Below are 25,963 nucleotides of genomic sequence, written 5' to 3'. Positions count from 1 at the left end.
AGGCTCGTTCAGGAAAGGGCCTTGCAGCGTAAGCGTCTCACCTTGGGGATTCGCCCGCGCTCAGGCCATCTATCGTCGCTGAACGGACAACTGCGCAGTGTGGCTCAAGGCCCTGGCCGGAAATGGCTCGGCGGGTAACCCATGGCCCGGCGAAACATCGCGCTGAACGCGCTCGGGCTCTGGTAACCGTGCTCCAGCGCCACCTCCAGAATGGGCACGCCCTGGGCCAACAGTTTGAGGCTCAGGGCGAGCCGCGCACGCTGGCGCCACTCGCCAAAGCTCATGCCCAGCTCACGCTGAAAAATCCGACTCAGGGTACGCGCGCTCATGTTCAACAGGTCGGCCCACGACTCCAGGCTGCTGTCATCGGCTGGGTGGCGGATAAAATGCGTGCACAGCTTGGCCAGGCGCGCCTCCGCCGGCACCGGCACATGCATGGCCACCACGGGCGCGCTGAGCAACTCCATGCGGATCAGCTCGATCAACGCGAGCATGCGCGGGGTGTTCTGCCCTGCAATCAAGGCCGCCGCGACGATCAATTCGCGCAGCAGCGCAGACACTTCAATCACCTGGCACACCCGCCCCAACCCGGGCTCCGCATCCGGCGCCAGGAACAACGTGCGCATGTGCACGTCACCGGCCATGCGGATTTCATGCGGCGTACCGGCCGGCACCCACAGCGCATGCCCGGACGGCACCAGCCAACTGCCCTGCGCGGTACTGACCACCATCACCCCCGCCACCCCATGAATCAGTTGCGCCTGGGCATGGCAATGCGGGAGCACCACCTCATCATGACGGTAATTGTCGGCATAGGCTTCAAGCCATGGCCTGGGCGGCAATTGGGCAGTCATAGGCGGCGCTCGCATCAACGGGCCTTGAGTCTAGCGAAAAGCACGCTGGCAAAAACGAGCGAAACAGACAGCCATCGTCGCATTTGAGACAACCGGTGAACTTCCGCCCCGCGCCGCCAGTCAGCTGCAAAGACTCTCTTAAAACGGTGGGTGGGCTATGCAGATCTCGTTGCAGCAACAAGTGGCCCTGGTCACCGGCGCCAGTTCCGGCATTGGTGCAGGCGCCGCCAAGGCATTGGCCGAGGCCGGTGCGGCCGTGGTGCTCAATTACAACTCGCAGGCGGCGCCGGCCGAAGCCCTTGCCGCGCAGATCAACGCCAACGGCGGCCAGGCGATTGCCATCGGTGGCGATGTGTCCAAGGAAGCCGACGTAGAACGTTTATTCGCCCAGACCCTCGATGCCTTCGGCCACCTGGACATTCTGGTGGCCAACTCCGGCCTGCAAAAAGACGCCAACCTGGTCGACATGACCCTCGACGATTGGAACACCGTGATCGGCGTCAACCTGACCGGCCAGTTCCTGTGTGCCCGCGCCGCCGTGCGGATTTTCAATCGCCAGGGCGTGCGCGAAGGCGTGTCGCGTGCCGCCGGCAAAATCATCCACATGAGTTCGGTGCACCAGATCATTCCCTGGGCCGGGCATGTGAATTACGCCGCCTCCAAGGGCGGCGTGGAGATGCTGATGCGCACCCTCGCCCAGGAAGTCAGCGAACAACGCATCCGCATCAATGGCATTGCGCCGGGCGCCATTCGTACGGCGATCAACCGCGCAGCCACCGAGGGTGCGGCAGAAAAAGAGCTGTTGAAGTTAATTCCCTATGGCCGCGTCGGCGACGTCGAAGACGTGGCCAACGCGGTGGTGTGGCTGGCCAGCGACGCGTCCGACTACGTGGTCGGCAGCACCCTGTTCATTGACGGTGGCATGAGCCTTTATCCGGAGTTTCGTGGCAATGGTTGATTTCAAGAACGAACCCCAAAGCGCCATCGATGCCCACGGCATTATTGGCGACATGCGCAGCGCGGCCTTGGTGAATGACCGCGGCAGCATCGACTTTTTCTGCTGGCCGGAATTCGACAGCCCGTCAATCTTCTGTTCGCTGCTCGACACGCCTGAGGCAGGTGTTTTTCAACTTTCACCCGAACTGAAAAACGCACGGCGTGAACAAATCTACCTGCCCGATACCAACGTGCTGCAAACCCGCTGGCTGAGCGATGAAGCCGTGGTGGAAATCACCGACCTGCTGGTCATCAGTGAAGAAATCGACGACCTGCCGCTGCTGATTCGCCGCGTGCGCGTGGTCAGCGGCAGCGCAAACATCCAGCTGCGCTGCGCCGTGCGCCACGACTATGCGCGCACGCCAACCCAGGCCAGCCTCGCCGACGGTATCGTGTCTTTTACCGCCGACGGCCTGCCTGGCCTGCGGCTGGCGGGCAGCCACGCGATGCAGATCGAAGATGATGCCGCCGTGGCCAGCTTCACCCTGGGCCAGGAAGAAGGCGCTGAGTTCGTGCTCGGCGGCCAGGATGACCCCCGCGTCAACAACGGCTGCACCGACCTGGCGCTGGCGCACACCTTGAAATTCTGGCGCGGCTGGATCGCGCAGTCGAATTACCGTGGGCGCTGGCGCGAAATGGTCAACCGCTCGGCACTCGCCTTGAAGCTGCTGACCTCACGCAAGCACGGCGCAATCATCGCCGCCGCGACATTTGGCCTGCCGGAAACCCCCGGCGGCGAACGCAATTGGGACTACCGCTACACGTGGATCCGCGACGCCTCGTTTACCGTTTACGCCTTCATGCGTCTGGGCTTCATCGAAGAGGCCAATGCCTACATGCGCTGGCTGAAAGGCCGCGTCAGTGACTGCTGCGGTCAGGCGACCAAAATCAATATTCTTTACGGTATCGATGGGCGCCAGGAACTGCCGGAAGCCACGCTTGATCACTTCAGCGGCCACGGCGGCGCCAAGCCCGTGCGCATCGGCAATGAAGCGTTTGACCAGGTCCAGCTGGATATCTACGGCGAGCTGATGGATGCGGTGTATCTGGTCAACAAATACGGTGAAGCGATTTCCCATGAAGGCTGGAAACACACCGTGGAAGTAGCAGATCAGGTGTGCGAAATCTGGAACCAGCAAGACGTGGGCATCTGGGAAATGCGCGGTGAGCAGCATCACTTCCTGCATTCGCGCCTGATGTGCTGGGTGGCGCTGGACCGTGCAATCCGGTTGGCCTCCAAGCGCTCGCTGCCCGCCCCGTTTGCGCGTTGGGACCAGACACGCCAGGCGATCTACGCGGATATCTGGAGCAACTTCTGGAATGAAGAGCGCGGGCATTTCGTGCAGCACATCGGCAGTACTGCGCTGGATGGTTCGATGCTGCTGATGCCGCTGGTGCGCTTCGTTGCGGCGACCGACCCACGCTGGCTGTCGACGCTGGAAGCAATCCAGAAAAGCCTGGTGCGTGACGGCATGGTCTACCGCTACCGCAACGACGACAGCCAGATCGACGGGTTGCAAGGCACCGAAGGCGCATTCGCCGCGTGTTCGTTCTGGTACGTCGAATGCCTGGCGCGCGCCGGGCAAGTGGAGAAGGCCCACCTGGAATTCGAACAACTGCTGCGCTACGCCAACCCGTTGGGCTTGTACGCCGAAGAGTTCGACAGCCAGGCGCATCACCTGGGCAATACGCCGCAGGCGTTGAGCCATTTGGCGCTGATCAGCGCGGCGACCTTCCTGGACCGCAAGCTCAGCGGGGAAAAGACCACCTGGCAACCGTGAGCAGGCTTGACGCGCAGCAGAGGCCTATCTACCTGACACTGAGGGCCACCTGTGCGAACGGGTTTGTCGAGAAGCGGGAGTGTCAGTGACTGCATGCAGAGGCTGACACATCGCATTCGCGAGCAAGCCCGCTCCCACAGGTGATCGGGTTCAGCCTCCAGCTGTTGATTTTGATCTGAGGCGCCTCGCTGAACCCCACAGCGTGCACAATGGGCATCCCCCGAGCTGCGTTCAGGAACCTCATGCGCCAGGTATTGTTGATCATCGACGTGCAACCTTCCTTCAATCCACCCGCGTGGCTGGTCGATGGCATCAACGCCCTGCTCGGGCGCCTACCCTCGGTGGCCACTGTGGAGCGCCACGACGAAAGCATCACCCCCTTTGCCCGCCAACTGGGCTGGCAACCCGCGCCGGATGACGACAGCCTGATCGCAGCCGAGCGCATCTTCATCAAACACGGCTATGCGCCGACACCCGAAACGCTGGTCTACCTGAAAAGCCTGGCGCCGGAGCGCGTGCTGGTGTGTGGCATTCAAACCGATACGTGCGTGCTGGCGGCCGGGTTCGCGTTATTTGACGCCGGCTTGCAGCCGACGCTGATCAGCGATTTGACCGTGGGCTCGTCGCTGGACCGGTCGGGAACACTGGGCGTGGATTTGTGGCGGCACCATTTTGGATGCGTGATTGATCGGGCTCAGGTGATGGCGACGACCGGCTCATGAACCCATTCCCGACGCTTGCCACCCAGCGCCTGCGCCTGCGCGAACTGCGCGCAACCGACGCACCGGCCCTGTTTGCCATCCACCGCGACACCATCAACATGCGCTGGTTTGGCGCCGACCCGATGATCGACCTCGCCCAGGCCTACGCGCTGATCGACACCTTCGCCCAGTGGCGCACCCAGCCCAACCCCGGCACACGCTGGGGGATTGAACGGGACGGCGAACTGATCGGCAGTTGCGGCCTGTTCAAATGGAATCGCGCCTGGCACAGCTGCGCCCTGTCCTGTGAACTGGCGCCCGCCGCCCGTGGCCAGGGCTTGATGAGCGAAGCGTTGCGGGCGATGCTCGATTGGGGCATCGCGCACATGCACTTGCATCGGGTTGAAGCCTTGGTGCATCCGCAAAACACCGCGTCACTGGCGTTGTTGGAACGCCTGGGCTTCATCGCCGAAGGGACGTTGCGAGAAGCCGGGTTCTGGAATGGCCAGCGGCATGATCTGATGGTGTTGGGGTTGTTGACGCAGGCATTGCATCGGGTTGCGCCAGGTCGGGCTGGACAAGTCAGACGACTGCCTTGATTTACACCCCGTACCGTCACGGGTTTGAGCTAGAGTGGCCGCTACTTTGGCCAGTCGATAAGTGCCCCTCATGACTACGCTCGCCCCGCTGCTATATGTCCGTACGCCGATGCTGGAAATCGCCTACGAAGCCCACGGCCCCGAAGACGGCCAACCGGTGATCCTGCTGCATGGTTTCCCTTACGACCCGCGGGGCTACGATGAGATCGCGCCGGCCCTGGCCGAACGCGGTTGTCGGGTGTTGGTGCCTTACCTGCGCGGTTATGGCCCGACGCGGTTTATCAACGCGCAGGTGATGCGCTCCGGCCAACAGGCGGCGTTGGCCAAGGACCTGCTGGATTTCATGGATGCCCTTGGCCTCGCGCAGGCCACGCTCGCCGGTTACGACTGGGGCGGACGCGCCGCGTGTATCGTCGCCGCTCTATGGCCGCACCGAGTGCGCGGGTTGGTGACCGGGGATGGCTACAACATCCAGGACATTGCCAAGTCGCTTGAACCGAGCGCGCCGGAAACGGAGCATCGGTTGTGGTACCAGTTTTACTTTCACACCCAGCGTGGCGTGGACGGCCTGAGCGCCAATCGCCGTGAGTTCTGCGAGTTGTTGTGGCGGCTGTGGTCGCCGACCTGGGCTGAGGGGCCGAGGCTGTATGGCCGCACGGCGCCGTCGTTTGACAACCCGGACTTTGTCGACGTGGTGATTCATTCCTATCGCCACCGTTTCACCTACGCGCCGGGCGACCCGGCGCTGGAGGCGATCGAGCAGGCACTGGCCGCGCAGCCGCCGATTTCGGTGCCGACGATTTCGCTGTGCGGCGCTGATGACGGCGTAGGCCCGGCCCCGGCGGTGGATGACGACGAGGAACATTTCAGCGGTTTTTATCGACGCGAAGTCTTGTCCGGTGTGGGCCACAACATTCCTCAGGAAGCGCCACAGGCCACCCTCAGGGCAATCTGTGAATTGCTGGATCGGGCCTGAACGTTACCGGGCAGCTTTGATCCTGAAACTGAACACGCTGCCCTGCCCCTCCACGCTTTTTGCCCAAACCGTGCCGCCGCTTCGATGATGCCGTGGGAAATGTACAGGCCCAGCCCGCTGCAAAATGTGTACGTTTTTGTTCAAGTCGGTGCGCAGAAGCGCTCACGGTAAGCCTGGGGCGTGACTTCCAGTGCCCGCAGGAAACTGCGCCGCAGGGTTTCCTCGCAGCCAAAACCGCACTGCACCGCGATACGTTTGATCGACGCCGTGCTGTCGGCCAACTGCCGACGCGCAGTTTCTACACGGATCAGTTCGACTGCGCGCGCCGGGGTCTGGCCGGTTTCGGCGCGGTAGTGCCGCACGAAGCTGCGTTCGCTCATGCCGGCCTGGGCGGCCAAGGTGGGAATATTCAGATCGAGGGTGAGGTTTTCGGCCATCCAGGCGTGCAAGTCGGCAAAGCGGCTGTCGCCCTTTTGCAGGGACAACGCCACGCTGTATTGCGCTTGCCCACCGGGGCGTTTAAGGAACACCACCAAGTGCCGCGCCGCTTCCAGAGCCACGGCGCGGCCCAGGTCTTCTTCCACCAGGGCCAGGCACAGGTCGATACCGGCCGTCACGCCGGCGGACGTCCACACCGAGCCTTGCTGGATGAAAATCGGATTGGCCTCCACCGTCAGCGACGGAAATTTGCGCGCCAGTTCCTCGCAGCGTGTCCAGTGGGTGGCCACGCGGCAACCATCGAGCAAACCGCTGGCGGCGAGCAGGAAAGCCCCGGTGCACACCGAGGTCATGCGTCGGGTGTGCCGGGCTTTTTGCGTGACCCAATCGACCAGCGCGGCATCTTCGGCGGCGCCATACACGCCCCAGCCGCCGGCGATCACCAGCGTGTCGCACGGCGCGTCGGCCGCAGGCAGCGGCTCGGCCACCAAGGCCAGGCCCGCAGAGGTCATCACCGGTTCCGCCTGGGCGGCAATCACCGACACCGCGTAAGGCAAGGGCTGGCCGCGCTGGCGCGCCAGGTCATTGGTGGTGGCGAACACCTGTAATGGCCCGGTCACGTCGAGCACCTGGGCGTTATTGAAGGCGAGTACGTGAATGGTTCGGGTCATGTTGGCGTAATCTGTGGGCTCAATGGCGTATGCGCCAAAGCCTAGGCCTCTAGAGTGAGGCCGTCCACCCCTTTATCGGAGCTTCATCGATGACCTTGCAGATTGGCTTTGTGTTGTTCCCCGGTATCCAGCAATTGGACCTCACCGGCCCCTACGACGTGCTGGGTTCGCTGCCGGATGTGCAACTGCATCTGGTGTGGAAAGACCTGGCGCCGGTCACCTCCAGCACCGGCATGGTGTTTACGCCGACCATGACGTACGCCGACTGCCCGCGCCTGGACGTGATTTGCGTGCCCGGCGGTGCCGGCGTCGGCGCCTTGATGGAAGACCCGCAAACCCTGGATTTCCTCAAAGCCCAGGCACAGACCGCACGCTACGTGACCTCGGTGTGCACCGGTTCGCTGGTACTCGGCGCGGCGGGTTTACTGCGCGGTCGCAGGGCCACCACGCACTGGGCCTATCACGACCTGCTCGCCCCACTCGGCGCCATTGCGGTGCAAGCGCGCGTGGTGCGTGACGGCAACCTGCTGACCGGTGGCGGGATTACGGCAGGAATCGACTTTGCCCTAACCCTGGCCGCCGAACTCTACAGCGAGGCCGCGGCGCAACTGGTGCAGTTGCAGATCGAATACGCGCCCGCCCCGCCGTTCGATTCGGGCAGCCCGCAGACCGCGCCCGCGCACGTACTGGAAGAAGCCAGGAAGCGTACGGCCGAATCGCGTCGCGTGCGCGGCGAGGTCGTGGCACGGGCGGCAGCTCGGTTGGGTTGAGGTGCCCTGTCAAGCTGGCCGAGACATCAGCGCCAGCCGCGCGGCCAGCAGCATGAGCACCGTCGCCAGGCCCCATTTCTGGAGCCTGGCGCTCTGTGCGCGGCCGGCAAAAAAGCGCCTGAGCGCGCCGCCAAAAATCCCCAGCATCGCGTGAAATACACCGGCAATCAGCGTCAGAACGCCGCCCAGCATCAGCAGTTGCAGCGTGATGGAACCGGCCTGCGGCCTGACGAACTGAGGCAAAAACACCATGAAAAACAACAGTGCCTTGGGGTTGAGCAGGCTGTTGAGCATGGCCTGTGCGAACACACGGCCCAGGCGCACGCGCTTCACCTGGGCAGCGTCCAGGCTCGGGCTTTTCTGCAAGGTCTTGAACACCAGCCACAGCAGGTAAATGACGCCGGCATAACGAATCACATCAAACGACGGCGGCCAACTGGCGACCAGTGCCGTGACACCGGTGGCGGTCAACGCGGTCAGCAGCAGGTCCGCGACGCAAATCCCCAGGCTCGAGGCCACGCCACCGCGCCAGCCATAACTCACGCCATGGCTGATAACAAACGCCATGTTCGGCCCCGGCGATAGCAGCAGCAACACCACTGCCCCTGAAAACACCAACAAGGTTGAAAGATCGATCATGCTCAAGCCCTGCGCCGTAAAAGCCTGCAGGCTAATCGGCCAGCCTTGCGCGCACAAAAAATTGTGCTGGATACATTCTTTGCTTATGACGGCACCGGGCGATTGCTCGTGACCACAACCAGCGTCTAGAATGCGAAACATTATCAATTGAGACTGTTGCGCAGGATGCCCATGTCGAGCGACCCCCCTCTGGACCCTGCCACCCTCGGCCAGCTCTACCAGGCTCATCATTCGTGGCTGCGCGGCTGGTTAAGCCGGCGCACCGGCTGCCGTGAACACGCTGCCGACCTGGCGCAGGAAACCTTCATGCGCCTGCTCATCGCGCGCAAACAGCAAACCTTGCAGCAGCCGCGCGCTTACCTGAGCAGCATCGCGCGCAGTCTGATGATCGACCAATACCGGCGCCGCGAACTGGAACGCGCCTACCTTGAGAGCCTCGCGCACTTCCCGGAACTGCAAGTGCCGTCAGAGGAGACCCGGCTTTTGATCCTCGACAGCCTGGAGCGCATCGACCGCTTGCTCGACCAGCTCAAGCCACGCGTACGCGAAGCCTTTTTGCTGGCGCAACTGGATGGCCTGACGTGTGCGCAAATCGCCTTGCGCCTGGGCGTGTCCAAAGCCACCGTTGAGCGCGACCTGTCCAAAGCGCTGCACGCCTGCTACCGGTTGCGGTATGCCGAACGTTGACCCGCGCCTGCTCGACCAGGCTATCCAGTGGATGATAAAGCTGCGTTTCAACGTCGCCGATGACGCCAGCACCGCCGCGTTCGAGCAGTGGTTGCAGACCAGCGCCGAGCATCAGCGGGTGTGGCAACGCGTAGCGAGCATGCATGATGAATTTGCCCAGGTTCCCGCTCGCGTCGGCCACCATGCGCTGGATGGCGCGCGCCGACGCATCAGTCGCCGGGAAGGTTTGAAAGTGTTGGGGCTGATGGCTGGCGCCGCCGGGCTGGCCTGGCTCGGTCGCGACTACACACCCCTGCCCGCCTTGCTGGCCGACTACCGCACGGCCACCGGCGAACGGCGCTGGGTCACGTTGAGCGATGGCAGCCAGGTGCAGCTCAACAGCGCCAGCGCGATCGACACCGCCTTCACTGCCGAGCGGCGTCAGGTGCAGCTGCTTCAGGGCGAGATACGGGTCAATAGCAGTGCCGACAGCCGGCCGTTGTGGGTACAGACTCGCGATGGTTTTCTGCGCGCCCTCGACACGCGGTTTCTGCTGCGCGAGGCCTCTCAAGGCACCTTGCTCGATGTGCAGCAAGGCGCCGTGGCGGTGTATGTCGACAAGCATTCATCCAACGCCCGCCACATCGTCAAAGCAGGTGAACACATACTGTTCGACCGCCACGGCATTCGCCCATCGATTGCCAACGGCCTGGATCCCTGGGCCTGGAGCGAAGGTGTGATCAGCGCCCACAACATGCGCCTGGACGACTTCCTCGCCGAACTGAGCCGCTACCGCAACGGCCTGGTGCGTTGCAGCGAAGCGGTAGCCAGCCTGCGCGTGTCGGGCACGTACCAACTGGACGACACCGATCAGGTGTTGAGCCTGGTGGCGCAATCGTTGCCGGTGAGCATTCACTACCGCAGCCGCTACTGGGTCACCGTCGCCCCTCGCGTGTAAGTACTGAAAAATAAATGAGGTGAATGCTCATTGCCGCTCGACCTGTAAGGAAAGGCCGATCAACAGGCCGGTTCTGTCCACTTCCTTCAGGAGCATTCCGCGGTCATGCAAGCGTTTCCCTCCCAACGTTCTTCCCTCAAGCGCACGGTGCAGGCCGCCGTGCTCGGCGCCTGCCTCAGCGGAGGTGGCCTGCCCTCGGCCGTGATGGCCGACACACCTGCCGTCGATAATCAGGCGCGCGATTGGCACATCGCTCCAGGCGCCCTGGCCAACGCGCTGGACCAGTTCGCCCGCCAGGCCGGCATCAGCCTGTCGTACGACGCCACCAGCGTCGCCGGCAAGTCCAGCCAGGGCCTGACCGGCAACCTTGACCGCGAGCAAGCGTTGAACCAGCTGCTGCGCGGGCAACACCTGCAAGCTCAGCGCCAGGGTGCAAGCACCTGGCTGTTGCTGCCGCAAATGGCCGAATCCGGCGCGCTCAACCTGAGCGCCACCACCGTCACCGGCGCCCGCGCAGGGGCCACAACCGACGGCACCGGCGCCTACACCACCGGTGCGGTGACGATCGGCAAAGGCGAACACAGCCTGCGAGAAACCCCGCAATCGGTCAGTGTGATGACCCGTCAATTGATGGACGATCAGAACGTCACCACCATCGATGACGTCATGGAGCGCACACCGGGCATCACCACCTATGAGTCGCCCATGGGCGGCAAGTATTTCTACTCCCGGGGTTTCAAGATGCTCGGCCAGTACCAGTACGACGGCGTGCCTCTGGACATGGGCAAGGACTACGTACAGGCCGACAGCTTTACCGCCAACATGGCGATTTATGACCGGGTGGAAGTGCTCAAGGGTGCAGCCGGCATGCTCAAGGGCGCCGGCACCGCCAGCGGCGCGGTGAATTTTGTGCGCAAGCGGCCCCAAGCCAAACCCACCACCAGCCTGTCGCTGTCCGCCGGCACCTGGGACAACTACCGCGCCGACCTCGACACCGGCGGCGCACTGAATGACAGTGGCACCGTGCGCGGCCGCGCGGCCGTCAGCCAGCAAACGCGCGGGTCGTATATGGATATCGCCAAGCGCCAGGACCAGGCGGTCTACGCGGCACTGGATTTCGACCTCGACGCCGACACCACCCTGGGCGTCGGCGCCAGCTATGAAGACGTTGATGCCTCGCCCTGCTGGGGCGGCTTGCCGCGCTACAGCGACGGCAAAAGCGCCAAGCTCAGCCGCTCCACCTGCCTGGGCCAATCCTGGAACGACTGGCAAAGCCAGCGCGCCACGTTCTTCGCCGACCTCACCCACCACTTCAGCGATGACTGGACACTCAACGTGGCGGCCGTGCACAGCCGCAACCTGCAAGACATCAAATACGCCGCCAGCGAAGGCACCATCGCCTATGGCAACCCGGCACCGACGGCCAACTCCTACGCAGCCTTGATGGATTACGACCACCGCGACTTCGGCCTTGACGCCTACCTGGACGGCAAGTTCGAAGCCTTCGGCCTCGAACACGAACTGATCATTGGCGCCAACGGCAGCCGGGGCACCCAGGATGATGTGTATGCAATCCAGAACCTGCCGACGCGCGTGAACATCTACCAGCCCGACCACCACCTTGCGGAACCCGCCAACGATACCTTCTGGCCCAACATGTACCGCGGCGGCACGGTCAAGGAAACCGCCACCCAATACGGCACCTACGCCACGTTGCGCCTGCGCCTGGCCGAACCGTTGTTATTTATCGTCGGCAGCCGCGTGAGCTGGTATGAGAACCGCCGCCAGTCCAACAACCTGGCCTGGGGCGAATGGGCCGTGCAGGACGCGCGCACCCGGGAAACCGGCGAAGTCACACCGTTTGCCGCACTGATTTATGACCTCGACGAACACCTCTCGGTGTACGCCAGCTACGCCGATATCTTCCAGCCACAAAGTTCCTACGCCACGGTCGACGGCGCGGCACTCAAGCCGCAGATCGGTGACAACTACGAGCTGGGGATCAAGGGCGAATGGTTCGAGGGGCGCCTCAACAGCTCCCTTGCGCTGTTTCGCGCCGTGCAGAAAAACACGGCTGAAACCGACTACCTCAGCGTCTGCCCGACGTCCTCCGACGGTTATTGCTACAGCGACACCGGCAAGACCCGCGCCCAGGGTGTAGAAGCCGAAGTCAGTGGTGAATTGCTCGAGCGCCTGCAGGTGTTTGGCGGCTACACCTATACCCAGACCAAAACCCTGAAGAACATCGACAGCGCCGTGGAAGGTGGCGTGTCCAACAGCTACGTGCCCCGGCATATGCTGCGCATGTGGGGTGACTACCAACTGGATGGCGCGCTGTCGAAATGGAGCGTGGGCACCGGCGTCAACGCCCAGAGCAGCAACTACCGCGTGCAAGGCATCAAGCTCGAACAGGCCGGTTATGCGGTGTGGAGTGCGCGCCTGGCCTATCGCGTAGACGACACCTGGACCGTGGCGCTCAACGGTAACAATGTTTTCGACAAACACTATTATCAAACCGTGGGCACCGCCGCCTGGGGCAACTTTTACGGTGAACCGCGCAATTTTACCCTGAGTGTGAAAGGCAACTTCTAACCCCCGATGTCCCCGGTGGCAGGCATCAGGCGCTCTGTCACCGCGTCCTTGTCCCCTTTTCCTACCTCTATTCGAAAAAGGTTTGTGCATCTGGCAGGAAAATTCTCACATTTGTTCCTACACTCAAAATCACACCTCTTCACCGCGTGTTCGAGCAAGGAAAGTCAATAAAATGCGACGAAAAACTCAGCTTAACGTGTCTGGCATGCAACCTTTGCGCCACAGTCAAAAAATTGACTGAGTAACAGAAAAGGAACACTCCTTAAGTCACTAGCCCCGCAAGTTTCCTTCATTTGGATGGCTTCACTTGGATGAAATAGTTGCGTTTTACCCAGAGTAGCCATCGTTCGACTTGCCCTCCTTCACGCAGCCTGCTGCCGATGGACCAAACAGCCGAATAGTAGGTCTGGAGTGCAATGAGGGATGTTTATGCGAGAAAAGTCTTCAGTCGATAGCCTGTTTCTGACCCGCGCTGGTTTTGTTGAATTTTTTGTTGTTTTCGTCAAGTTGATCCATGGCCTGACTGCCATCTTGCCGCCATTGGTGTTGGTGTTGTTCCTCGACCCACTGGCTCCAGAGCTGCGTTCCCACTTCCTTGGTCTGCTGCTGTTTTTTGCGATCATGACCATCATTCTGTTCCAGGCTCTGGGCATCTATTCCGAAGAGCTGTTCAGCAATCGCCTGCGCCTGCGGGCCAAGATAGTCGCCTGGTCGGCGGCGTTCTGCATCTTGCTGTTCATGTACCAGATCCTGCAGTTCTTCCCGCAATTGACGCCGCGCAACCTGGTGGCGTGGTACTTCGCCAGCCTGGCGCTGTTCGGCATTGAACGCCTGGTGATGCTGCGCCTGTACCGCAACCTGATGCGCAAGGGCAAATACCTGCAGCGCACTGTAATCCTGGGCTTCACCGACACCGCCGTGCACGTTGCCGACCACCTGCAACGCAATGGCGATATCCGCTCCGGCCTGATCGGTTTCATCGACGACCGCACCGAGCGCATCCCCAAGGAATTGAGCAGCCTGCCCTTGCTGGGCAACACCCGCGACCTGGAAAAACTGATCCGCGCCGAGCAGGTCAACCAAGTGATGATCTGCCTGCCCTGGGCTGCCGAGCAGCGTATCCACGGCCTGGTCAATCGCCTGCGCCAGTTGTCGGTGAACGTCATGCTGGTGCCCGACATGGCCGCGCTGCGCTACGGCCACAGCCGCATCACAGACGTGGGCGGCATCCTGATGTTCAACACCTCACAGCTGCCCTTGCGCGGTTGGTCGCCGGTGATCAAGCGCTGTGAAGATTTGCTGCTGGCGAGCATGGCCCTGGTGGCGCTGTCGCCGGTGATGCTGGCAACGGCGATTGCGATCAAGCTCGATTCCAAGGGGCCGGTGCTGTTTCGCCAGAACCGTTATGGCTACAACGACAACGAGATTCGCGTGTTCAAGTTCCGCTCGATGTTCACCGACCAGAGCGACTTCACCGCCGAGCAACAGACCACCCGCAAGGACCCGCGCATCACGCGGGTGGGCCGCATCATTCGCAAGACCAGCATCGACGAGCTGCCGCAGTTGTTCAACGTGCTGCAGGGCAACATGTCGATGGTGGGCCCGCGCCCGCATGCCACCGCGACCAAGGCTGCCGGCGTTCCGTTCGAGGTGGCGGTGAGCGAGTACAGTTCGCGGCATCGGGTCAAACCGGGCATCACCGGGTGGGCGCAGATCAACGGCTACCGGGGTGAAACCGACACCCTGTACAAGATCCAGAAACGTGTCGAGTACGACCTGGAGTACATCTCCAAGTGGTCGGTGTGGTTTGACTTGTACATCGTCTTCATGACGGTCCCAGCCGTCCTCTCCACCAAGGAAGTCTATTGATGAATACCCTCAACGGATTAATTCCCTGCATTATTTCCGGTGGTTCGGGCACGCGGCTGTGGCCGGTGTCGCGCCAGAACATGCCCAAGCCTTTCATGCGCATGCGTGACGGCCAGAGCCTGCTGCAAAAAACCTTTCAGCGCGCCGCCAAACTGCCCGGCGTCGAAAGCGTGCTCACGGTGACCAACCGCGACCTGCTGTTTCGCACCCTGGATGACTACCGCGTGGTCAACAAGGCCCACTTGCCTCTGGACCTGTTGCTGGAGCCATTCGGGCGCAATACGGCGGCGGCCATTGCGGTGGCGGCGCTGCATGTGCAGGAACATTTCGGTGATCAGGCGCAAATGTTGGTGATGCCCGCCGACCATCTGATCCTAAATGAAGTCGCGTTTGCCGAAGCCGTCACCCAGGCCCGCGACCTGGCCGAAGCCGGTTATCTGGTGACCTTCGGCATCCAGCCCGACCATCCGGAAACCGGCTTTGGCTACATCGAAAAAGGCGACGCGCTGGGCACCGGCAACCGGGTCAAACGCTTCGTCGAAAAACCCGACCAGGCCACCGCCCAAGCCTACCTCGACGGCGGCAAACACCTGTGGAACGCCGGCATGTTCTGCTTCAAGGCCAGCACCCTGGTGGAGGAACTCACCGCCCATGCCCCCGACGTGCTGACGGCCGCCAAAGCCGCACTGGACCACAGCCAGAGCCTGCAAAACAAAACCTCGCGCCAGCGCGAACTGGACTCGGACGCCTTCGGCAGCGCACCGGACATTTCCATCGACGTGGCGCTGATGGAAAAGTCCCAGAAAGTCGCCGTGGTGCCCTGCGACATCGGCTGGAGCGACATCGGTTCCTGGGAGGCGCTGCGCCAGCTCACGCCCAGCGACGCCCACGGCAACCAGGTCAATGGCGAAGCGATTTTGCATGACGTGCACAACTGCTACATCGACTCACCCAAGCGCGTGCTTGGCGCCGTTGGCGTACACGACCTGATCATTGTCGACACTCCGGATGCGCTGCTGATCGCTGACGCCAACCGCAGCCAGGATGTGCGTTACATCGTCGCCGAACTCAAGCGCCAGAATCATCCGGCGTACAGCCTGCACCGCACCGTCACCCGGCCGTGGGGCACCTACACGGTGCTGGAGGAAAGCAGCCGCTTCAAGATCAAGCGCATCGTGGTCAAGCCCCAGGCGTCACTGTCGTTGCAGATGCACCACCACCGCAGCGAACACTGGGTGGTGGTCAGCGGCGCGGCGCAGATCACCAATGGTGAGCGCGAATTCCTGATCAACGCCAACGAGTCCACGTACATTCCGGCCGGGCACAAACACCGCCTGACCAACCCCGGCATCATCGACCTGGTGATGATCGAGGTGCAGAGCGGTGAGTACCTGGGCGAAGACGACATCGTGCGCTTTGACGACATCTACGGGCGTGCGCCCGCAGAAGTGAAAAAGTGACATGCGCACCTCGTTGATCATCCCGACCCGCAACGCGTCCAGTCACCTGGCGCGGCTGCTGCCTGCGCTGAACATGCAGACGCTGCAACCGGACGAAATGCTGGTGGTCGACAGCGCTTCCAGCGATGACACCGTGGCGCGCTTTCGCGAGTTCGGCGCCCGGGTCGAGGTGATCGACGCCCGCGATTTCAACCACGGCGGCACACGGCGCTGGGCCAGTGAACAGGTGAACGGCGAGGCGCTGATCGTGATGACCCAGGACGCGATCCCCGCAGACCCCGAGACCTTCGCCAACCTGCTCGAAGAATTGCAGCAAGATCCGCTCAACGGCGTGGCCTACGGCCGCCAATTGCCGCACCCCGGCGCCGGTGTGCTGGGCGCGCAGTCGCGGCACTTCAACTACCCGCCACACAGCCGTAGCAAGCGCCTGGCCGATGCGCCGCAGTTGGGGATCAAGACCTGCTTCAGCTCCGACTCGTTTTGCGTGTACCGACGCAGCGCCCTGCAGGCGGTCGGCGGTTTTCCCGCCGATGTGATCGGCAGCGAAGACGCCTACGTCGCTGCGCGCATGCTGCTTGAAGGCTACACGGTGCGCTACGCCGCCACGGCGCGGGTGTACCACTCCCACGATTACCGACTCATGGATGAGTTTCACCGCTACTTCGACATTGGCGTGTTCTACGGTCGCGAGCCGTGGATTCGCCAGGCGTTTGGCGATGCCGGCGGTGAAGGTAAACGCTATGTACTGGCTGAGCTCGCGGCATTGCGCGCAGCCGGTGCATTGCACCGCGTACCCGAAGTACTGGTGCGCAGCGCGTTCAAGTTGCTCGGCTATCGGCTGGGCCAACAGGAACGCCGGCTCCCCCTCGCCCTCAAGCGGCGCATCAGCATGTTCCCCGGTTATTGGAGGTGAGCAGCATGACTAACAGGAAGTCCGCCCTTATGAAAAAAACCGTGCTCCTCCTGGCCGTGATGGCCTTGGCCGCCTGCAATACGCCGGCACGCATTGTCCCGCCGGATGACAAGACCGTCGAGGACGGCAAACGCGCCCTCGACCAGTTGGCGCAGCTGCCGCCGGCCGTGGAACGTATCCGCATCGGCGATCAGCTGCGGATCGTGCGCGATGCCGGCGAGATGCCGACGCTGTCGGCGTTCAACGTCAGCACCATTTATGAGCTGACGCTGTACACGGTGCAGACCGACGGCAAGATCAACTACCCGTTCCTGGGGCCGATCCAGGTCGCCGGGCGTCAGCCATCGGAACTGGCTGCGGAGCTGAGCAACAAGCTCGCGCCGGTCTACCGCGAGCCGCGGGTGACGGTGAACATCAACCAGGCGCCGGGCAATTCGGTGATCGTCGGCGGCGCGGTGAATAACCCGACGGCGGTGCAACTCGGCACGGCCAACACCCTGGAGCAAGCGATTGTCGGCGCCGGCGGGGTGAACCCTTCGGGCAATGCCAGCATGGTCGCGCTGCTGCGCGAAGATGCTCAGGGCGCCTACCACGCCTACTTCCTGGACTTCAGCCAATACCTCAAACCCGGCCCGAACGGGCGTAAACCGGTGCACTTGCAACGCGGGGATGTGGTGTTCGTGCCTAAATCCAACGTCGGCGAGCGCATCCAAGGGGTGGATACCTACTTGAACCAACTGATCCCGTTCACCAAATCCATTGGGGTTGGCTACAACTACACCAAAACCAGCGGCGGCAATAACTGAAGGAGCGACATCCCATGATCGAGATCCGTTCTTTTCGTGATCTTCTGCGCCTGTTCTTCATCTTCCGGCATGAGTTCAAACTGGCAGCCATCGCGGCGCTGGTGATCATTTTGCTGGGAGCCTTTTTGCTGCCCGCCAAGTACGAATCCACCGCGCGCCTGCTGGTCAAGCCGGGGCGCGATTCGACCTTGCCCATCGAGATCAGCAACCGTCAGGCGCTGGTCATGCCCAGCACCCAGCGTGACCCGATTGTCGACGAAGAGCGCTTGCTGACCGGTCGCCCGATCGTGCGCACGGTGGCCGAGCATTACCTGGAAGTCATCGCCAACGCGCCGCCGCCGGAAGGCTTCTGGAAGCGCAGCAAGTATTACGTCAAGGAAGGCGTGGGCGCGGTGTTCGACGGTATTCGCGTGGTGCTGGAAACCGTCGGCATCCTCGAAAAAACCACGCCGGTGGAACGCCTGGCGGCGAGCCTGGAGAAAAACTTCGAGGTCAGCCATGCCGTGGGTTCCACGGTGATGGACATCAGCTTTACCTGGGGTGACCCGCAAATCGCCCAGCAAGTGGTCAAGGATTGGGTCGACACGTACATCACCGAACGCACCCAGGCCCTGGGGCGCAAGAGCCTCTACGCCTTCTATGAAGGTCAGGTGAACACCAGCGCCACCGAGATCAAGAGCTACAAGGAGCAAATCCTCAAGCACTTGAACGAGATCGGCGCGGCAAGCATCACCGATCGCCTGGAAGACTTGTCTGAGCGCATCAACGTGTTGCGCGGCGAGACCTTCAACACCACGCGCCTGATTGCGTCTTCCGACAGCGCCATCCAGAGCACCCGCGACCAGCTCAAGGGTCAGCCCAAGGAAGTCACCACGGTGCGCCAGATCGCACTGAACCCGCAGCAGCAGGATTTGCGGCGCCTGCTTAACCAGAAGCTGCTGGAAAAGGCCGACATGATGCGCACCTACACCGACAACGCGCCGCCCGTCAAAGCCCTGGACGCGTCGATTCTGGCGATGCAGGCCCAGGTCGCGAATGAAAGCAACACGGTACAGGCCTCCGAAAACCGCGCGCCGAACACCTTGGAAATTCACTTGCAGCGCGTGCTGCTGGACGAGTCGAGCAACAACCTGGCCCTGCGCACTCAGCTTGTGCAACAGCAGAAACAGCTGGTGAACCTCGAAGCCCAGCGCAAGCAGGCCCTGGAGATTGAACCGGAACTGGCGCGTCTTTCTCGCGAGCTGAGCGCCACCGAACGCAACTATGCGCTGTATGTGGACAACCTGGAAAAATCGCGCATCGACCGTGAGCTCGATAGCAGCCAGATCAGCAACATTGCGGTGATCGAAGAAGCCACCCTCAACCCTGGCCGCATCTTCCCGAAAACCCTGCTGATGCTGCTGTTGGCGATCCCGTTTGCCATCGTCGTCGGTTTGCTGGTGATCTACCTGTGCTACCTGCTGGACCAGCGCATTCACGATGGCGGGCTGGTGGAGCGCAAGTTCGGCCTGCCCCTGTGGACGACCTTGCCGGAGCTGGACACCAGCACCGCGCAGAGCACCAACGCGTTCAATGCGAGCATTTACCGCCTGTACGGCTTGCTGCAATTGGACCGCGTGGCCGAGCAAGGCCTGACCCTGGGGTTGACCTCGGCGCGTCACGGCGAAGGGGTGACCTTTGTGGTGGAGCAACTGCGCCACTTGCTGCAGGAAAACGGCATCAGGGTGCGGGTTGGCGGCGTCGAACCGGCCGCCCCGGGCGAAGTGGTACTGCTGGACGCCTCTGCACTGCTGGACAACCGCGACGCCTTTATCAACCTGCGCCGCGCTGACCTGATTGCCCTGGTGGTGGAAGCACAGAAAAGCACAGTGCCGGTGGTGGAGCACGCGCTGTCGATCCTCAACACCGCGTTTGGCAAGGTGGACGGCATCATCATCAACCGACGCAAATTCGAAGTGCCGGCCAGGGTGCTTAAAACCATTGCCAAATACCGGGGGGCGTTCTGATGCGCATCGCCCTGCTCGCCCCTTTGCCGCCGGAGAAAAACGGGATCGCCGACTACGCGAACCACTTCAAGACGGCCCTGGAGCAGCTGGGCGTGACGGTGGCGACACCGTTGAGCGGCGTGGAAGGCAACAGCGAAGCCATCCGCCAGGCCATCGCCGCCTTCGACTGGCGCAGTGTGGAGCTGGTGCACGCCGAGCTGGGCGGCGGCCGGCTGGGGGAGTTTCTGGCCCTGCGCGAGCTGCGCAAGGCCTACCCCGAATTGCCGCTGACGGCGACCGTGCACGACCCTGAACGTATCGTCTGGCGACGCGAGCAGCTGCCCTTCCCGCTGAACCTGCTGGAACGTTTGCCCAGCCCATTGCCGCAAGCGGCAGTGGTGCTGGCCGACCCGCTGACCTTGCGCGAAGAACGCCATGTCGCCCAAGGCCTGACGCGGCTGATCACCCTCACGCGCCTGGGCGCCGATTGCCTGAGCCAACGCATGCAACTGCCGGCCGGCAAAGTGGCGGTGATCAACCACGCCAACCTGGCCATTGCTCCCGCGCCGTTACCGGCGCTGGACACCCTGCACCTGCTGTACTTCGGTTTTATCTACCGTGGCAAAGGCATTGAAGACCTGCTGCAAGCGCTGGCCGACGTCTTCAAGCAAGCCCCCGAATTGCGTGACCGTGTGCGACTGACCCTGGCCGGTGGCACTGCCGCCGAAATGGCGTTTGGCGCGGGCGGCAACTACCTTGAGCAGCTCAACCGCCAGATCGCCGAACTCGGCCTGGTGGGCGCCATCGACTGGCGGCTGAACTTGCCGGCCAGCGAGATTGCACAGACGATCCAGGCGCACCACGTGATGGTGCTGCCGTATCGCGAATCAAAAAAACTCGGCCTGCTGGGGCGCCAGCGCGGCACCAGCGGCGCGCTGTCCTGGGCCGCTGCGTGCGGCCGCGGGGCGATCACCTCGGATGCGCGTGCGTTTGCCGAAGAAGTCGCCAGCGGCAACGGCGCGATCTATCCCCAAGGCGATGTGGCGGCGTTGAGCCAACAACTGCTGCGCCTGGCGCGCACGCCGTCGCTGGCCCGCGACTGGGCCGAACGGGCCGGGGAAATTGGCCGCGAACGCCTGTGGCCGTTGACCGCGCAGAAGTTCAAGCACCTCTTTGAGCAGGCGATTGCGGGAGCCCCTTATGCCGCGTAAACGGACCTACCTTGCGACCCTTGCGGTGATTGCCGCACTGGGCCTGACGGTCTTCCTGTGGGGCCGCCAGGCTGACGCCGAAAACCATGTGCTCAAGGGCAACAAGGTGGTGGTGTGGAAGGATTTTCTGGGCGTGAACGCGCAGTTCCTGTGGTTCAGCCCGACGCTGTATCAACGGCAGATCGACCGCCTCAAGGCACTGGGCCTGGAATGGGTACGCCTGGATTTGCACTGGGACCAGCTGGAGCCGGTCCAGGGCCAGTATCAGGTCGCAACCCTTGATCAACTGGTTGGCAACCTGCAAGCCAATCAGCTCAAGTCGGTGTTTTACCTCGTCGGTTCGGCGCCCTTCGCGACCACCGCGCCGGCCGGTGCGCCCTATCAGGACCAATACCCGCCCAAAGATCTGAACGTGTTCGCCAACCGCATGGCGCTGTTGTCGCAACGCTACCCCAGCGTCAATGCGTGGCAGGTGTGGAACGAGCCTAATTTGCTCGGCTTCTGGCGCCCGGTGGCCGACCCCGCTGGCTACGTCGCCTTGTTGACAGCCACCGCATCCGCTTTGCGCGCGGTGGATGCGAACAAACCGGTGGTGGCTGCCGGCATGGCGTTTTTCAGCGAAATGCCCAATGGCCAGACCATGCTCGACGCCCTCGGCGCCCTTGGCGCCATGGGTGTGGCCAGCCTGAACACGGTGATTTCCTACCATCCCTATACGCAGCTGCCCGAGGGTAACGACCCGTCCAACCTGGACTTCATCGCCAAAACCACCGCGCTCAACCAGACGCTGCGCAATAGTGGCGTGCAAACGCTGTGGAGCACCGAGTGGGGCTGGTCAAACTACCCCGGGCCAAAAGATGCCCAGGACCTGATCACCCTGCAGGGCCAGGCTGACTATGTGGTACGCCGGGTGGCACTGATGAGCGCGATGGATTACGACCGGATCTTTCTGTTCACCTTGAGCGACCTCGACCAGCGCGCCAGTGTGCGTGACCAGTTCTATGGCCTGCTCGACATCGACGCCAACCCCAAGCCGGTCTATACCGCCTTGAAGAACTTCCTCGATGTGAGCGGGCCGCAGCTCACGCCCGGCGATCCGCCCGCCGCCGACCAATTGCCCGATGGTTTGTTCAGCATCGGCTGGACCCGCGCCGACGGCCGCAAACTGTGGTTCTTCTGGTCGGCCGAAGGCGGCAACGCGCACTTGCCTGGCCTCACCAGCGCCACCCTGTACGACCCGCTGCGCGGCACGCAAACCCCGGTAAGCGGCACCCATGGGCTGACCGTCCCGGTCAAGTCGAACCTGCAAATTCTGTTATGGGACTGAAGCCCGCCATGCGCATTTTATGGATCCTGCCCTACTCGCCCTGGCCCGCCACCAGCGGCGGCAAGACGCGCCAGTTTCATCTGCTGCGCAGCCTGGCCGCGCGTGGGCATCGAATCACCTTGCTGCTGCATGATAAAAACCCGGTGTCGCTGACCGATCGCCAAGTGCTGGAGGCCTTCCTCGAGCAGGTGATCGTACTGCCGCGCCGTCCACTGCGCAGTGCGAAAACCCTGCTGGCCGGCCTGTTTGCACCGTACCCACTGCTGGCCAGCGTCAACGGTCTGTCGGGCGTGCTGCAGGACACGTTCAATCAATTGCTCAAAGAGCATTGGGATGTGGTGCAGATCGAGCACACCTACACGTTCCAGCCTTATGAAGATGCCCTGGCGCGCCAATCGCAGCCGTTCGTGCTGACCGAACATAACGTTGAATCGGCGCTGGGCGCGGCCACTTACGACCGCCTGCCGCGCTGGGCGCTGCCCTTCATTCGCTACGACCAATGGCGCTACAGCCGCTGGGAACACCGCGTGATGCGCCAGGCCGCGCAGGTGGTGGCGGTGACCGAAAGCGATGCCCAGGTGCTGGCCGGGATCGCCGGCAAACCGGTGCCGGTGGTGGTCAACGGTGTGGACTGCGATCACTTCGCCGCCGCCCGACCCGACCCATCGACGCGCCGCGTGCTGTTTCTGGGCAACTATGAATACGCGCCCAACGTGGACGCCATCGAGTGGGCCCTGGATGAAATCCTGCCCAAGGTCTGGGCGCGCTGCCCGGATGCGCGTATGAGCGTGTGCGGGTTTGGCATGCCCGGCAGTTGGCGCGAGCGTTGGAAGGACCCGCGCATCGAGTGGCAAGGGTTTGTCCCGAACCTGTTGAACCTGCAATCAAGTTGTTCGGTGTTTCTGGCGCCGTTGCGCCACGGCGGCGGTTCCAAGCTCAAAGTGCTCGAAGCCCTGGCTGCCGGGTTGCCCTTGGCGAGTACCGAACAAGGCGTGTCGGGCCTGGACCTGATTGAAGGCCTGGATTACCTCGGTGGGCAAACCGCCGACAGCCTGGCGGACGCCGTGGTACGCCTGCTGCAATTTCCCGACGCCGCCGCGCCCATGGGCGAAGCGGGCCGCGCCTATGTACGCCGGGCGCATGACTGGAGCGTGGCCGCCAGCCAGCTGGAACAGGTGTACGCGACGCTCGCGCCGCTCAATCAAAAGGAGCCCGCATGCGTATAGGCCTGGATTACCGCACCGTCGGCACCTCGCCGCAATCGGGGATCAGCCGCCAGGTGTACGCCCTGGAAAATGCCCTGCGCACGCTGCCGGGTGTGGAACTGGCGCGGTTTACCGTGGCGCCGCTGGGTGATGAAACCCGCTTGCAGGCGCACTGCCCGGCCTGGGGCTGCGCGAAAACGGCGATGCACCAGCCGCACAATCGGCTGCGCTTCGAGGCCGGTTTTCTGCCAACAGCCTTGCGTGAACAACAGATCGACCTGTACATCAGCACGTTCAATATGGGCCTGCCGTTGCCACCCAAGCCCAAAGGTTTGCGCACCGTCGTGCTGTTGCATGACCTGTTCCAGATCACGTTGAACAACTACCACGCCAACCGCCTCAAAGCGCTGATCTACAAGACCAGCGATCGGCTTTCGATTGCGTACGCGGTGCACAGCGCCGACCGCGTGTGGACGCCGTCACAGTACAGCGCCGATGAAACCGCGCGGCTGTTTCCCAAGGCGGCGGGCAAGGTTCGCGTACTGCCCAATCAAGTCGACAGCTTTGTCGAGCTGGCGGCAGACCTGACGGCCCGTGAGCTGCCCGAGCATTACTGGCTGCTGGTGGGCACGCGTGAGTTGCGCAAGAACGTGCCGTTTCTGGTCGACGCCTGGCAGCAGGCCCGCAGCCTGTCACCCGCCGTGCCGGCGTTGGTGCTGGTGGGCAGCCTTGAGCATTTACCCGAAACCCAACGCAACCTGCCGGGCATTCGCGCCTTGAGCGGTGTCTCGGATGCCGAGTTGCACGCGCTGTACCGCCAGGCCTCGCGCCTGTGGCAGCCGTCCTATGCGGAAGGTTTTGGTCTACCCGTCATCGAAGCCCTGAGCGTCGGCACGCCAGTGGCCGTGGCCAGCGGCACCTCGCTGGATGAAATCACCCCGCCGTCTGCTCCTCGCTTCTCGCCCACCGACGGCCCGGCGCTGGTGCAATTGATGCTGGCGCTGGCGGATCGCCCGGCTGAAGAATCACCCGAACAACGCACACAATGGGCGCAACGCTTCAACCATCAGGCCTATCGCCAGCGCCTGGCTGAACTGATCGAGGAATTGAAATGAGACTCTCCCTGGCAAGCCTCGTCGCGATCCTGTTCGGCCTGCTGTTCGGCGCGCTGGCCCTGATGCTGTCACCGGCCAAGGCATTTCTCGCCGTGATCGGCCTGGCCGCGGCGGTGACGATCCTGCGCTTCCCGTTCTGGGGCTTGCTGCTGTTCGCCGGCGTCGCGACCTTCATGCCGTACTCGACCATCAACCTGGGCATTCGCAGTACGGTGAGCGAGGCGATCCTGGCGCTGACCTGGGGCGCGGTGCTGTGGCACAGTTTTCTGTCGCGCGTGCCCGACACGCCGAGCCTGTCGCGCCGCCCCACCGACCAGATGCTGCTGTGGCTGATGCTGTTCAGTGTGTTCCCGTTTATCGTCGGCCAGGTCACCATCCACGCCGACACCAGCGGCGTGGCCAACTGGCTGCGCTGGTTGCTGAGCCTGTCGGCGGTGTACCTCTGCGCCAAGTTGCTGACCGACTACAAACACCGCGAATCACTGGTGATCGCCTTGCTGCTGGGCACGCTGGCGATGCTGGTGCTGTCGATTGCGGTGTTTGTGCGCACGCGTTCGGGGGCGGGCATTGCGCCGATCCTGGCGCTGTTCAACTACGGCAACTTCGACATGTTGAAATTCGGCCTGGAGGCGATGTCATCGCGCATGGGCTCGCCGTGGATGCACCCGAATGCCATCGGCGGGATCATGGCGCTGCTGCTGCCGTTGGCGTTCTGCTACGGCATGACCGAACAAGGCTGGAAGCGCGGACTGGGCCTGGGCGTGGCGTGCCTTGGCGCCGCCGCCTTGCTGTTGGCCAGTAGCCGTGGCGCGATGGTCAGCCTGGCGCTGGTGCTGATCTGGATGGCGACGCGGCGTGTGCCCTACACCGGCAGGCTGTTGATGATCGGTGCGGCACTGACGGTTGCGCTGGTGATGGCCTACCCGCCGTTGCAGGATCGCCTGGCGACGATTTTTTCATCGGACAACGCCAGTACCGAAATACGTTTCGACGAATACCGCATGTTCCCGCAGGCCGTGGCTTCTTACCCGTTCGGCATCGGCTTCAAGGTCGACCCGCCAGTGCCAGGCACGCATTTACTGGGCATCTCCAACCTGTGGCTGAACTTCATCTACAAGACCGGCATTGTCGGCATGCTGTTGTTTATCGCCGTGACCGTGCGCTGGTGGCGTGAAGCACGCCCGCAAAAAGGCCCGATCCGCCTGACCAAAGACAACGCGCTGTGGCTGGGCAGCACTGCCGGGATTCTGTCGGCGCTGGTCAGCGGGTTGTTTGACCACTACTTCAGCTTTGCCGTGGTGATGGTGGCGCTGTTCTGGCTGATGGTCGGCCTCAATGTCCTGGAGGCCCGCCGGCTGTTCCCGGCGCGTCTGCCGCAAGTCAAGACAGTGGCTTACCGCAAGCCGGCCCTTGACGGCGCACGGCTTTAAT

The 25,963-nt window shown here is 62.8% G+C and carries 22 protein-coding genes; 19 read left to right on the top strand and 3 right to left on the bottom strand.

What is annotated here, in order from left to right:
- Nucleotides 1–104 precede the first annotated feature (104 nt).
- On the bottom strand, nucleotides 105–854 hold the full coding sequence (locus tag AB5I78_RS10440; RefSeq protein ID WP_369303321.1) for a helix-turn-helix transcriptional regulator: 750 nt from the start codon (nucleotides 852–854) through the stop codon (nucleotides 105–107).
- A gap of 157 nt (nucleotides 855–1,011) precedes the next feature.
- On the opposite strand from AB5I78_RS10440, the gene AB5I78_RS10435 reads away from it, so the two are divergent.
- From AB5I78_RS10435 to AB5I78_RS10415, 5 genes are all read left to right on the top strand, one after another.
- Nucleotides 1,012–1,812 carry a glucose 1-dehydrogenase gene (locus AB5I78_RS10435; RefSeq protein ID WP_242201621.1) on the top strand — a complete coding sequence of 267 codons (801 nt, stop codon included), beginning with the start codon at nucleotides 1,012–1,014 and terminating at the stop codon, nucleotides 1,810–1,812.
- Nucleotides 1,805–3,631, top strand: a complete 1,827-nt coding sequence (locus AB5I78_RS10430) for a glycoside hydrolase family 15 protein (protein ID WP_369303319.1) — start codon at nucleotides 1,805–1,807, stop codon at nucleotides 3,629–3,631. Before AB5I78_RS10435 ends, AB5I78_RS10430 begins: the two co-directional genes overlap by 8 nt.
- 242 nt (nucleotides 3,632–3,873) lie before the next feature.
- Nucleotides 3,874–4,353, top strand: a complete 480-nt coding sequence (locus AB5I78_RS10425; protein ID WP_369303318.1) for a cysteine hydrolase family protein — start codon at nucleotides 3,874–3,876, stop codon at nucleotides 4,351–4,353.
- Nucleotides 4,350–4,931 (top strand): GNAT family N-acetyltransferase, encoded by a 582-nt coding sequence (locus AB5I78_RS10420; protein WP_369303317.1) that lies wholly within the window; start codon nucleotides 4,350–4,352, stop codon nucleotides 4,929–4,931. Before AB5I78_RS10425 ends, AB5I78_RS10420 begins: the two co-directional genes overlap by 4 nt.
- Nucleotides 4,932–5,001: 70 nt before the next feature.
- Nucleotides 5,002–5,907 carry an alpha/beta fold hydrolase gene (locus AB5I78_RS10415; RefSeq protein WP_369303315.1) on the top strand — a complete coding sequence of 302 codons (906 nt, stop codon included), beginning with the start codon at nucleotides 5,002–5,004 and terminating at the stop codon, nucleotides 5,905–5,907.
- 140 nt (nucleotides 5,908–6,047) lie between these two features.
- On the opposite strand, the gene AB5I78_RS10410 is transcribed toward AB5I78_RS10415, so the two are convergent.
- A complete protein-coding gene (locus tag AB5I78_RS10410) occupies nucleotides 6,048–7,016 on the bottom strand; it encodes a GlxA family transcriptional regulator (RefSeq protein ID WP_145163300.1) in 969 nt (322 codons plus the stop codon).
- Nucleotides 7,017–7,105: 89 nt separating this feature from the next.
- Here AB5I78_RS10410 and inhA point away from each other — a divergent pair, with 89 nt between their 5' ends.
- Nucleotides 7,106–7,786 (top strand): isonitrile hydratase, encoded by a 681-nt coding sequence (gene inhA, locus AB5I78_RS10405; protein ID WP_145163298.1) that lies wholly within the window; start codon nucleotides 7,106–7,108, stop codon nucleotides 7,784–7,786.
- Between the two features lie 9 nt (nucleotides 7,787–7,795).
- On the opposite strand, the gene AB5I78_RS10400 is transcribed toward inhA, so the two are convergent.
- Nucleotides 7,796–8,425: a LysE family translocator gene (locus AB5I78_RS10400; protein WP_369303314.1), complete on the bottom strand. Its 630-nt coding sequence runs from the start codon at nucleotides 8,423–8,425 to the stop codon at nucleotides 7,796–7,798.
- Nucleotides 8,426–8,596: 171 nt separating this feature from the next.
- Between AB5I78_RS10400 and AB5I78_RS10395 the strand changes: the two genes are divergently transcribed.
- The 13 genes from AB5I78_RS10395 to AB5I78_RS10335 all read left to right on the top strand — a co-directional run bounded on the left by AB5I78_RS10395 (nucleotide 8,597) and on the right by AB5I78_RS10335 (nucleotide 25,962).
- Entirely contained in the window at nucleotides 8,597–9,112 is a 516-nt protein-coding gene (locus tag AB5I78_RS10395) for a sigma-70 family RNA polymerase sigma factor (RefSeq protein WP_242201634.1), read from the top strand.
- Nucleotides 9,099–10,049 carry a FecR domain-containing protein gene (locus tag AB5I78_RS10390; protein WP_369303313.1) on the top strand — a complete coding sequence of 317 codons (951 nt, stop codon included), beginning with the start codon at nucleotides 9,099–9,101 and terminating at the stop codon, nucleotides 10,047–10,049. The genes AB5I78_RS10395 and AB5I78_RS10390 overlap by 14 nt, the downstream gene beginning before the upstream one ends.
- A gap of 105 nt (nucleotides 10,050–10,154) precedes the next feature.
- Nucleotides 10,155–12,641 (top strand): TonB-dependent siderophore receptor, encoded by a 2,487-nt coding sequence (locus tag AB5I78_RS10385; protein WP_369303312.1) that lies wholly within the window; start codon nucleotides 10,155–10,157, stop codon nucleotides 12,639–12,641.
- A 429-nt stretch (nucleotides 12,642–13,070) separates the two neighbouring features.
- Complete coding sequence (locus AB5I78_RS10380; protein ID WP_242201640.1) at nucleotides 13,071–14,510, top strand: undecaprenyl-phosphate glucose phosphotransferase; 1,440 nt, start codon at nucleotides 13,071–13,073, stop codon at nucleotides 14,508–14,510.
- Nucleotides 14,510–15,970 (top strand): mannose-1-phosphate guanylyltransferase/mannose-6-phosphate isomerase, encoded by a 1,461-nt coding sequence (locus AB5I78_RS10375; protein ID WP_369303311.1) that lies wholly within the window; start codon nucleotides 14,510–14,512, stop codon nucleotides 15,968–15,970. Before AB5I78_RS10380 ends, AB5I78_RS10375 begins: the two co-directional genes overlap by 1 nt.
- 1 nt (nucleotide 15,971) lies before the next feature.
- The gene (locus AB5I78_RS10370; protein ID WP_369303310.1) at nucleotides 15,972–16,883 is read left to right on the top strand and encodes a glycosyltransferase family 2 protein; all 912 of its coding nucleotides are present in this window, start codon (nucleotides 15,972–15,974) and stop codon (nucleotides 16,881–16,883) included.
- Nucleotides 16,884–16,912: 29 nt separating this feature from the next.
- The gene (locus tag AB5I78_RS10365; protein WP_145163281.1) at nucleotides 16,913–17,689 is read left to right on the top strand and encodes a polysaccharide biosynthesis/export family protein; all 777 of its coding nucleotides are present in this window, start codon (nucleotides 16,913–16,915) and stop codon (nucleotides 17,687–17,689) included.
- 14 nt (nucleotides 17,690–17,703) lie between these two features.
- The gene (locus AB5I78_RS10360; RefSeq protein ID WP_242201647.1) at nucleotides 17,704–19,695 is read left to right on the top strand and encodes an exopolysaccharide transport family protein; all 1,992 of its coding nucleotides are present in this window, start codon (nucleotides 17,704–17,706) and stop codon (nucleotides 19,693–19,695) included.
- Entirely contained in the window at nucleotides 19,695–20,885 is a 1,191-nt protein-coding gene (locus AB5I78_RS10355) for a glycosyltransferase (RefSeq protein WP_145163277.1), read from the top strand. The genes AB5I78_RS10360 and AB5I78_RS10355 overlap by 1 nt, the downstream gene beginning before the upstream one ends.
- Nucleotides 20,875–22,212 (top strand): cellulase family glycosylhydrolase, encoded by a 1,338-nt coding sequence (locus AB5I78_RS10350; RefSeq protein WP_262206288.1) that lies wholly within the window; start codon nucleotides 20,875–20,877, stop codon nucleotides 22,210–22,212. The genes AB5I78_RS10355 and AB5I78_RS10350 overlap by 11 nt, the downstream gene beginning before the upstream one ends.
- Before the next feature lie 8 nt (nucleotides 22,213–22,220).
- Nucleotides 22,221–23,438, top strand: coding sequence for a glycosyltransferase family 4 protein (locus AB5I78_RS10345; RefSeq protein ID WP_369303309.1), 1,218 nt, complete (start codon nucleotides 22,221–22,223; stop codon nucleotides 23,436–23,438).
- Nucleotides 23,429–24,532 carry a glycosyltransferase family 4 protein gene (locus tag AB5I78_RS10340; protein ID WP_369303308.1) on the top strand — a complete coding sequence of 368 codons (1,104 nt, stop codon included), beginning with the start codon at nucleotides 23,429–23,431 and terminating at the stop codon, nucleotides 24,530–24,532. Before AB5I78_RS10345 ends, AB5I78_RS10340 begins: the two co-directional genes overlap by 10 nt.
- Nucleotides 24,529–25,962: an O-antigen ligase gene (locus AB5I78_RS10335; RefSeq protein WP_145163270.1), complete on the top strand. Its 1,434-nt coding sequence runs from the start codon at nucleotides 24,529–24,531 to the stop codon at nucleotides 25,960–25,962. Before AB5I78_RS10340 ends, AB5I78_RS10335 begins: the two co-directional genes overlap by 4 nt.
- Nucleotide 25,963 lies beyond the last annotated feature (1 nt).

Origin of the sequence: Pseudomonas sp. N2-3-1-14 (assembly GCF_041228395.1) — a bacterium.
GTDB lineage: Bacteria > Pseudomonadota > Gammaproteobacteria > Pseudomonadales > Pseudomonadaceae > Aquipseudomonas.
The sequence above is the reverse complement of the archived record's forward strand: the minus strand, read 5'-3'. Positions and strand labels throughout refer to the sequence as shown.

What these genes read in the sequence shown, in the direction of transcription:
- AB5I78_RS10440 (WP_369303321.1), bottom strand. Translation starts at nt 854, where the DNA reads ATGACTGCCCAATTGCCGCCCAGGCCATGGCTTGAAGCCTATGCCGAC.
- AB5I78_RS10435 (WP_242201621.1), top strand. Translation starts at nt 1,012, where the DNA reads ATGCAGATCTCGTTGCAGCAACAAGTGGCCCTGGTCACCGGCGCCAGT.
- AB5I78_RS10430 (WP_369303319.1), top strand. Translation starts at nt 1,805, where the DNA reads ATGGTTGATTTCAAGAACGAACCCCAAAGCGCCATCGATGCCCACGGC.
- AB5I78_RS10425 (WP_369303318.1), top strand. Translation starts at nt 3,874, where the DNA reads ATGCGCCAGGTATTGTTGATCATCGACGTGCAACCTTCCTTCAATCCA.
- AB5I78_RS10420 (WP_369303317.1), top strand. Translation starts at nt 4,350, where the DNA reads ATGAACCCATTCCCGACGCTTGCCACCCAGCGCCTGCGCCTGCGCGAA.
- AB5I78_RS10415 (WP_369303315.1), top strand. Translation starts at nt 5,002, where the DNA reads ATGACTACGCTCGCCCCGCTGCTATATGTCCGTACGCCGATGCTGGAA.
- AB5I78_RS10410 (WP_145163300.1), bottom strand. Translation starts at nt 7,016, where the DNA reads ATGACCCGAACCATTCACGTACTCGCCTTCAATAACGCCCAGGTGCTC.
- inhA (WP_145163298.1), top strand. Translation starts at nt 7,106, where the DNA reads ATGACCTTGCAGATTGGCTTTGTGTTGTTCCCCGGTATCCAGCAATTG.
- AB5I78_RS10400 (WP_369303314.1), bottom strand. Translation starts at nt 8,425, where the DNA reads ATGATCGATCTTTCAACCTTGTTGGTGTTTTCAGGGGCAGTGGTGTTG.
- AB5I78_RS10395 (WP_242201634.1), top strand. Translation starts at nt 8,597, where the DNA reads ATGTCGAGCGACCCCCCTCTGGACCCTGCCACCCTCGGCCAGCTCTAC.
- AB5I78_RS10390 (WP_369303313.1), top strand. Translation starts at nt 9,099, where the DNA reads ATGCCGAACGTTGACCCGCGCCTGCTCGACCAGGCTATCCAGTGGATG.
- AB5I78_RS10385 (WP_369303312.1), top strand. Translation starts at nt 10,155, where the DNA reads ATGCAAGCGTTTCCCTCCCAACGTTCTTCCCTCAAGCGCACGGTGCAG.
- AB5I78_RS10380 (WP_242201640.1), top strand. Translation starts at nt 13,071, where the DNA reads ATGCGAGAAAAGTCTTCAGTCGATAGCCTGTTTCTGACCCGCGCTGGT.
- AB5I78_RS10375 (WP_369303311.1), top strand. Translation starts at nt 14,510, where the DNA reads ATGAATACCCTCAACGGATTAATTCCCTGCATTATTTCCGGTGGTTCG.
- AB5I78_RS10370 (WP_369303310.1), top strand. Translation starts at nt 15,972, where the DNA reads ATGCGCACCTCGTTGATCATCCCGACCCGCAACGCGTCCAGTCACCTG.
- AB5I78_RS10365 (WP_145163281.1), top strand. Translation starts at nt 16,913, where the DNA reads ATGAAAAAAACCGTGCTCCTCCTGGCCGTGATGGCCTTGGCCGCCTGC.
- AB5I78_RS10360 (WP_242201647.1), top strand. Translation starts at nt 17,704, where the DNA reads ATGATCGAGATCCGTTCTTTTCGTGATCTTCTGCGCCTGTTCTTCATC.
- AB5I78_RS10355 (WP_145163277.1), top strand. Translation starts at nt 19,695, where the DNA reads ATGCGCATCGCCCTGCTCGCCCCTTTGCCGCCGGAGAAAAACGGGATC.
- AB5I78_RS10350 (WP_262206288.1), top strand. Translation starts at nt 20,875, where the DNA reads ATGCCGCGTAAACGGACCTACCTTGCGACCCTTGCGGTGATTGCCGCA.
- AB5I78_RS10345 (WP_369303309.1), top strand. Translation starts at nt 22,221, where the DNA reads ATGCGCATTTTATGGATCCTGCCCTACTCGCCCTGGCCCGCCACCAGC.
- AB5I78_RS10340 (WP_369303308.1), top strand. Translation starts at nt 23,429, where the DNA reads ATGCGTATAGGCCTGGATTACCGCACCGTCGGCACCTCGCCGCAATCG.
- AB5I78_RS10335 (WP_145163270.1), top strand. Translation starts at nt 24,529, where the DNA reads ATGAGACTCTCCCTGGCAAGCCTCGTCGCGATCCTGTTCGGCCTGCTG.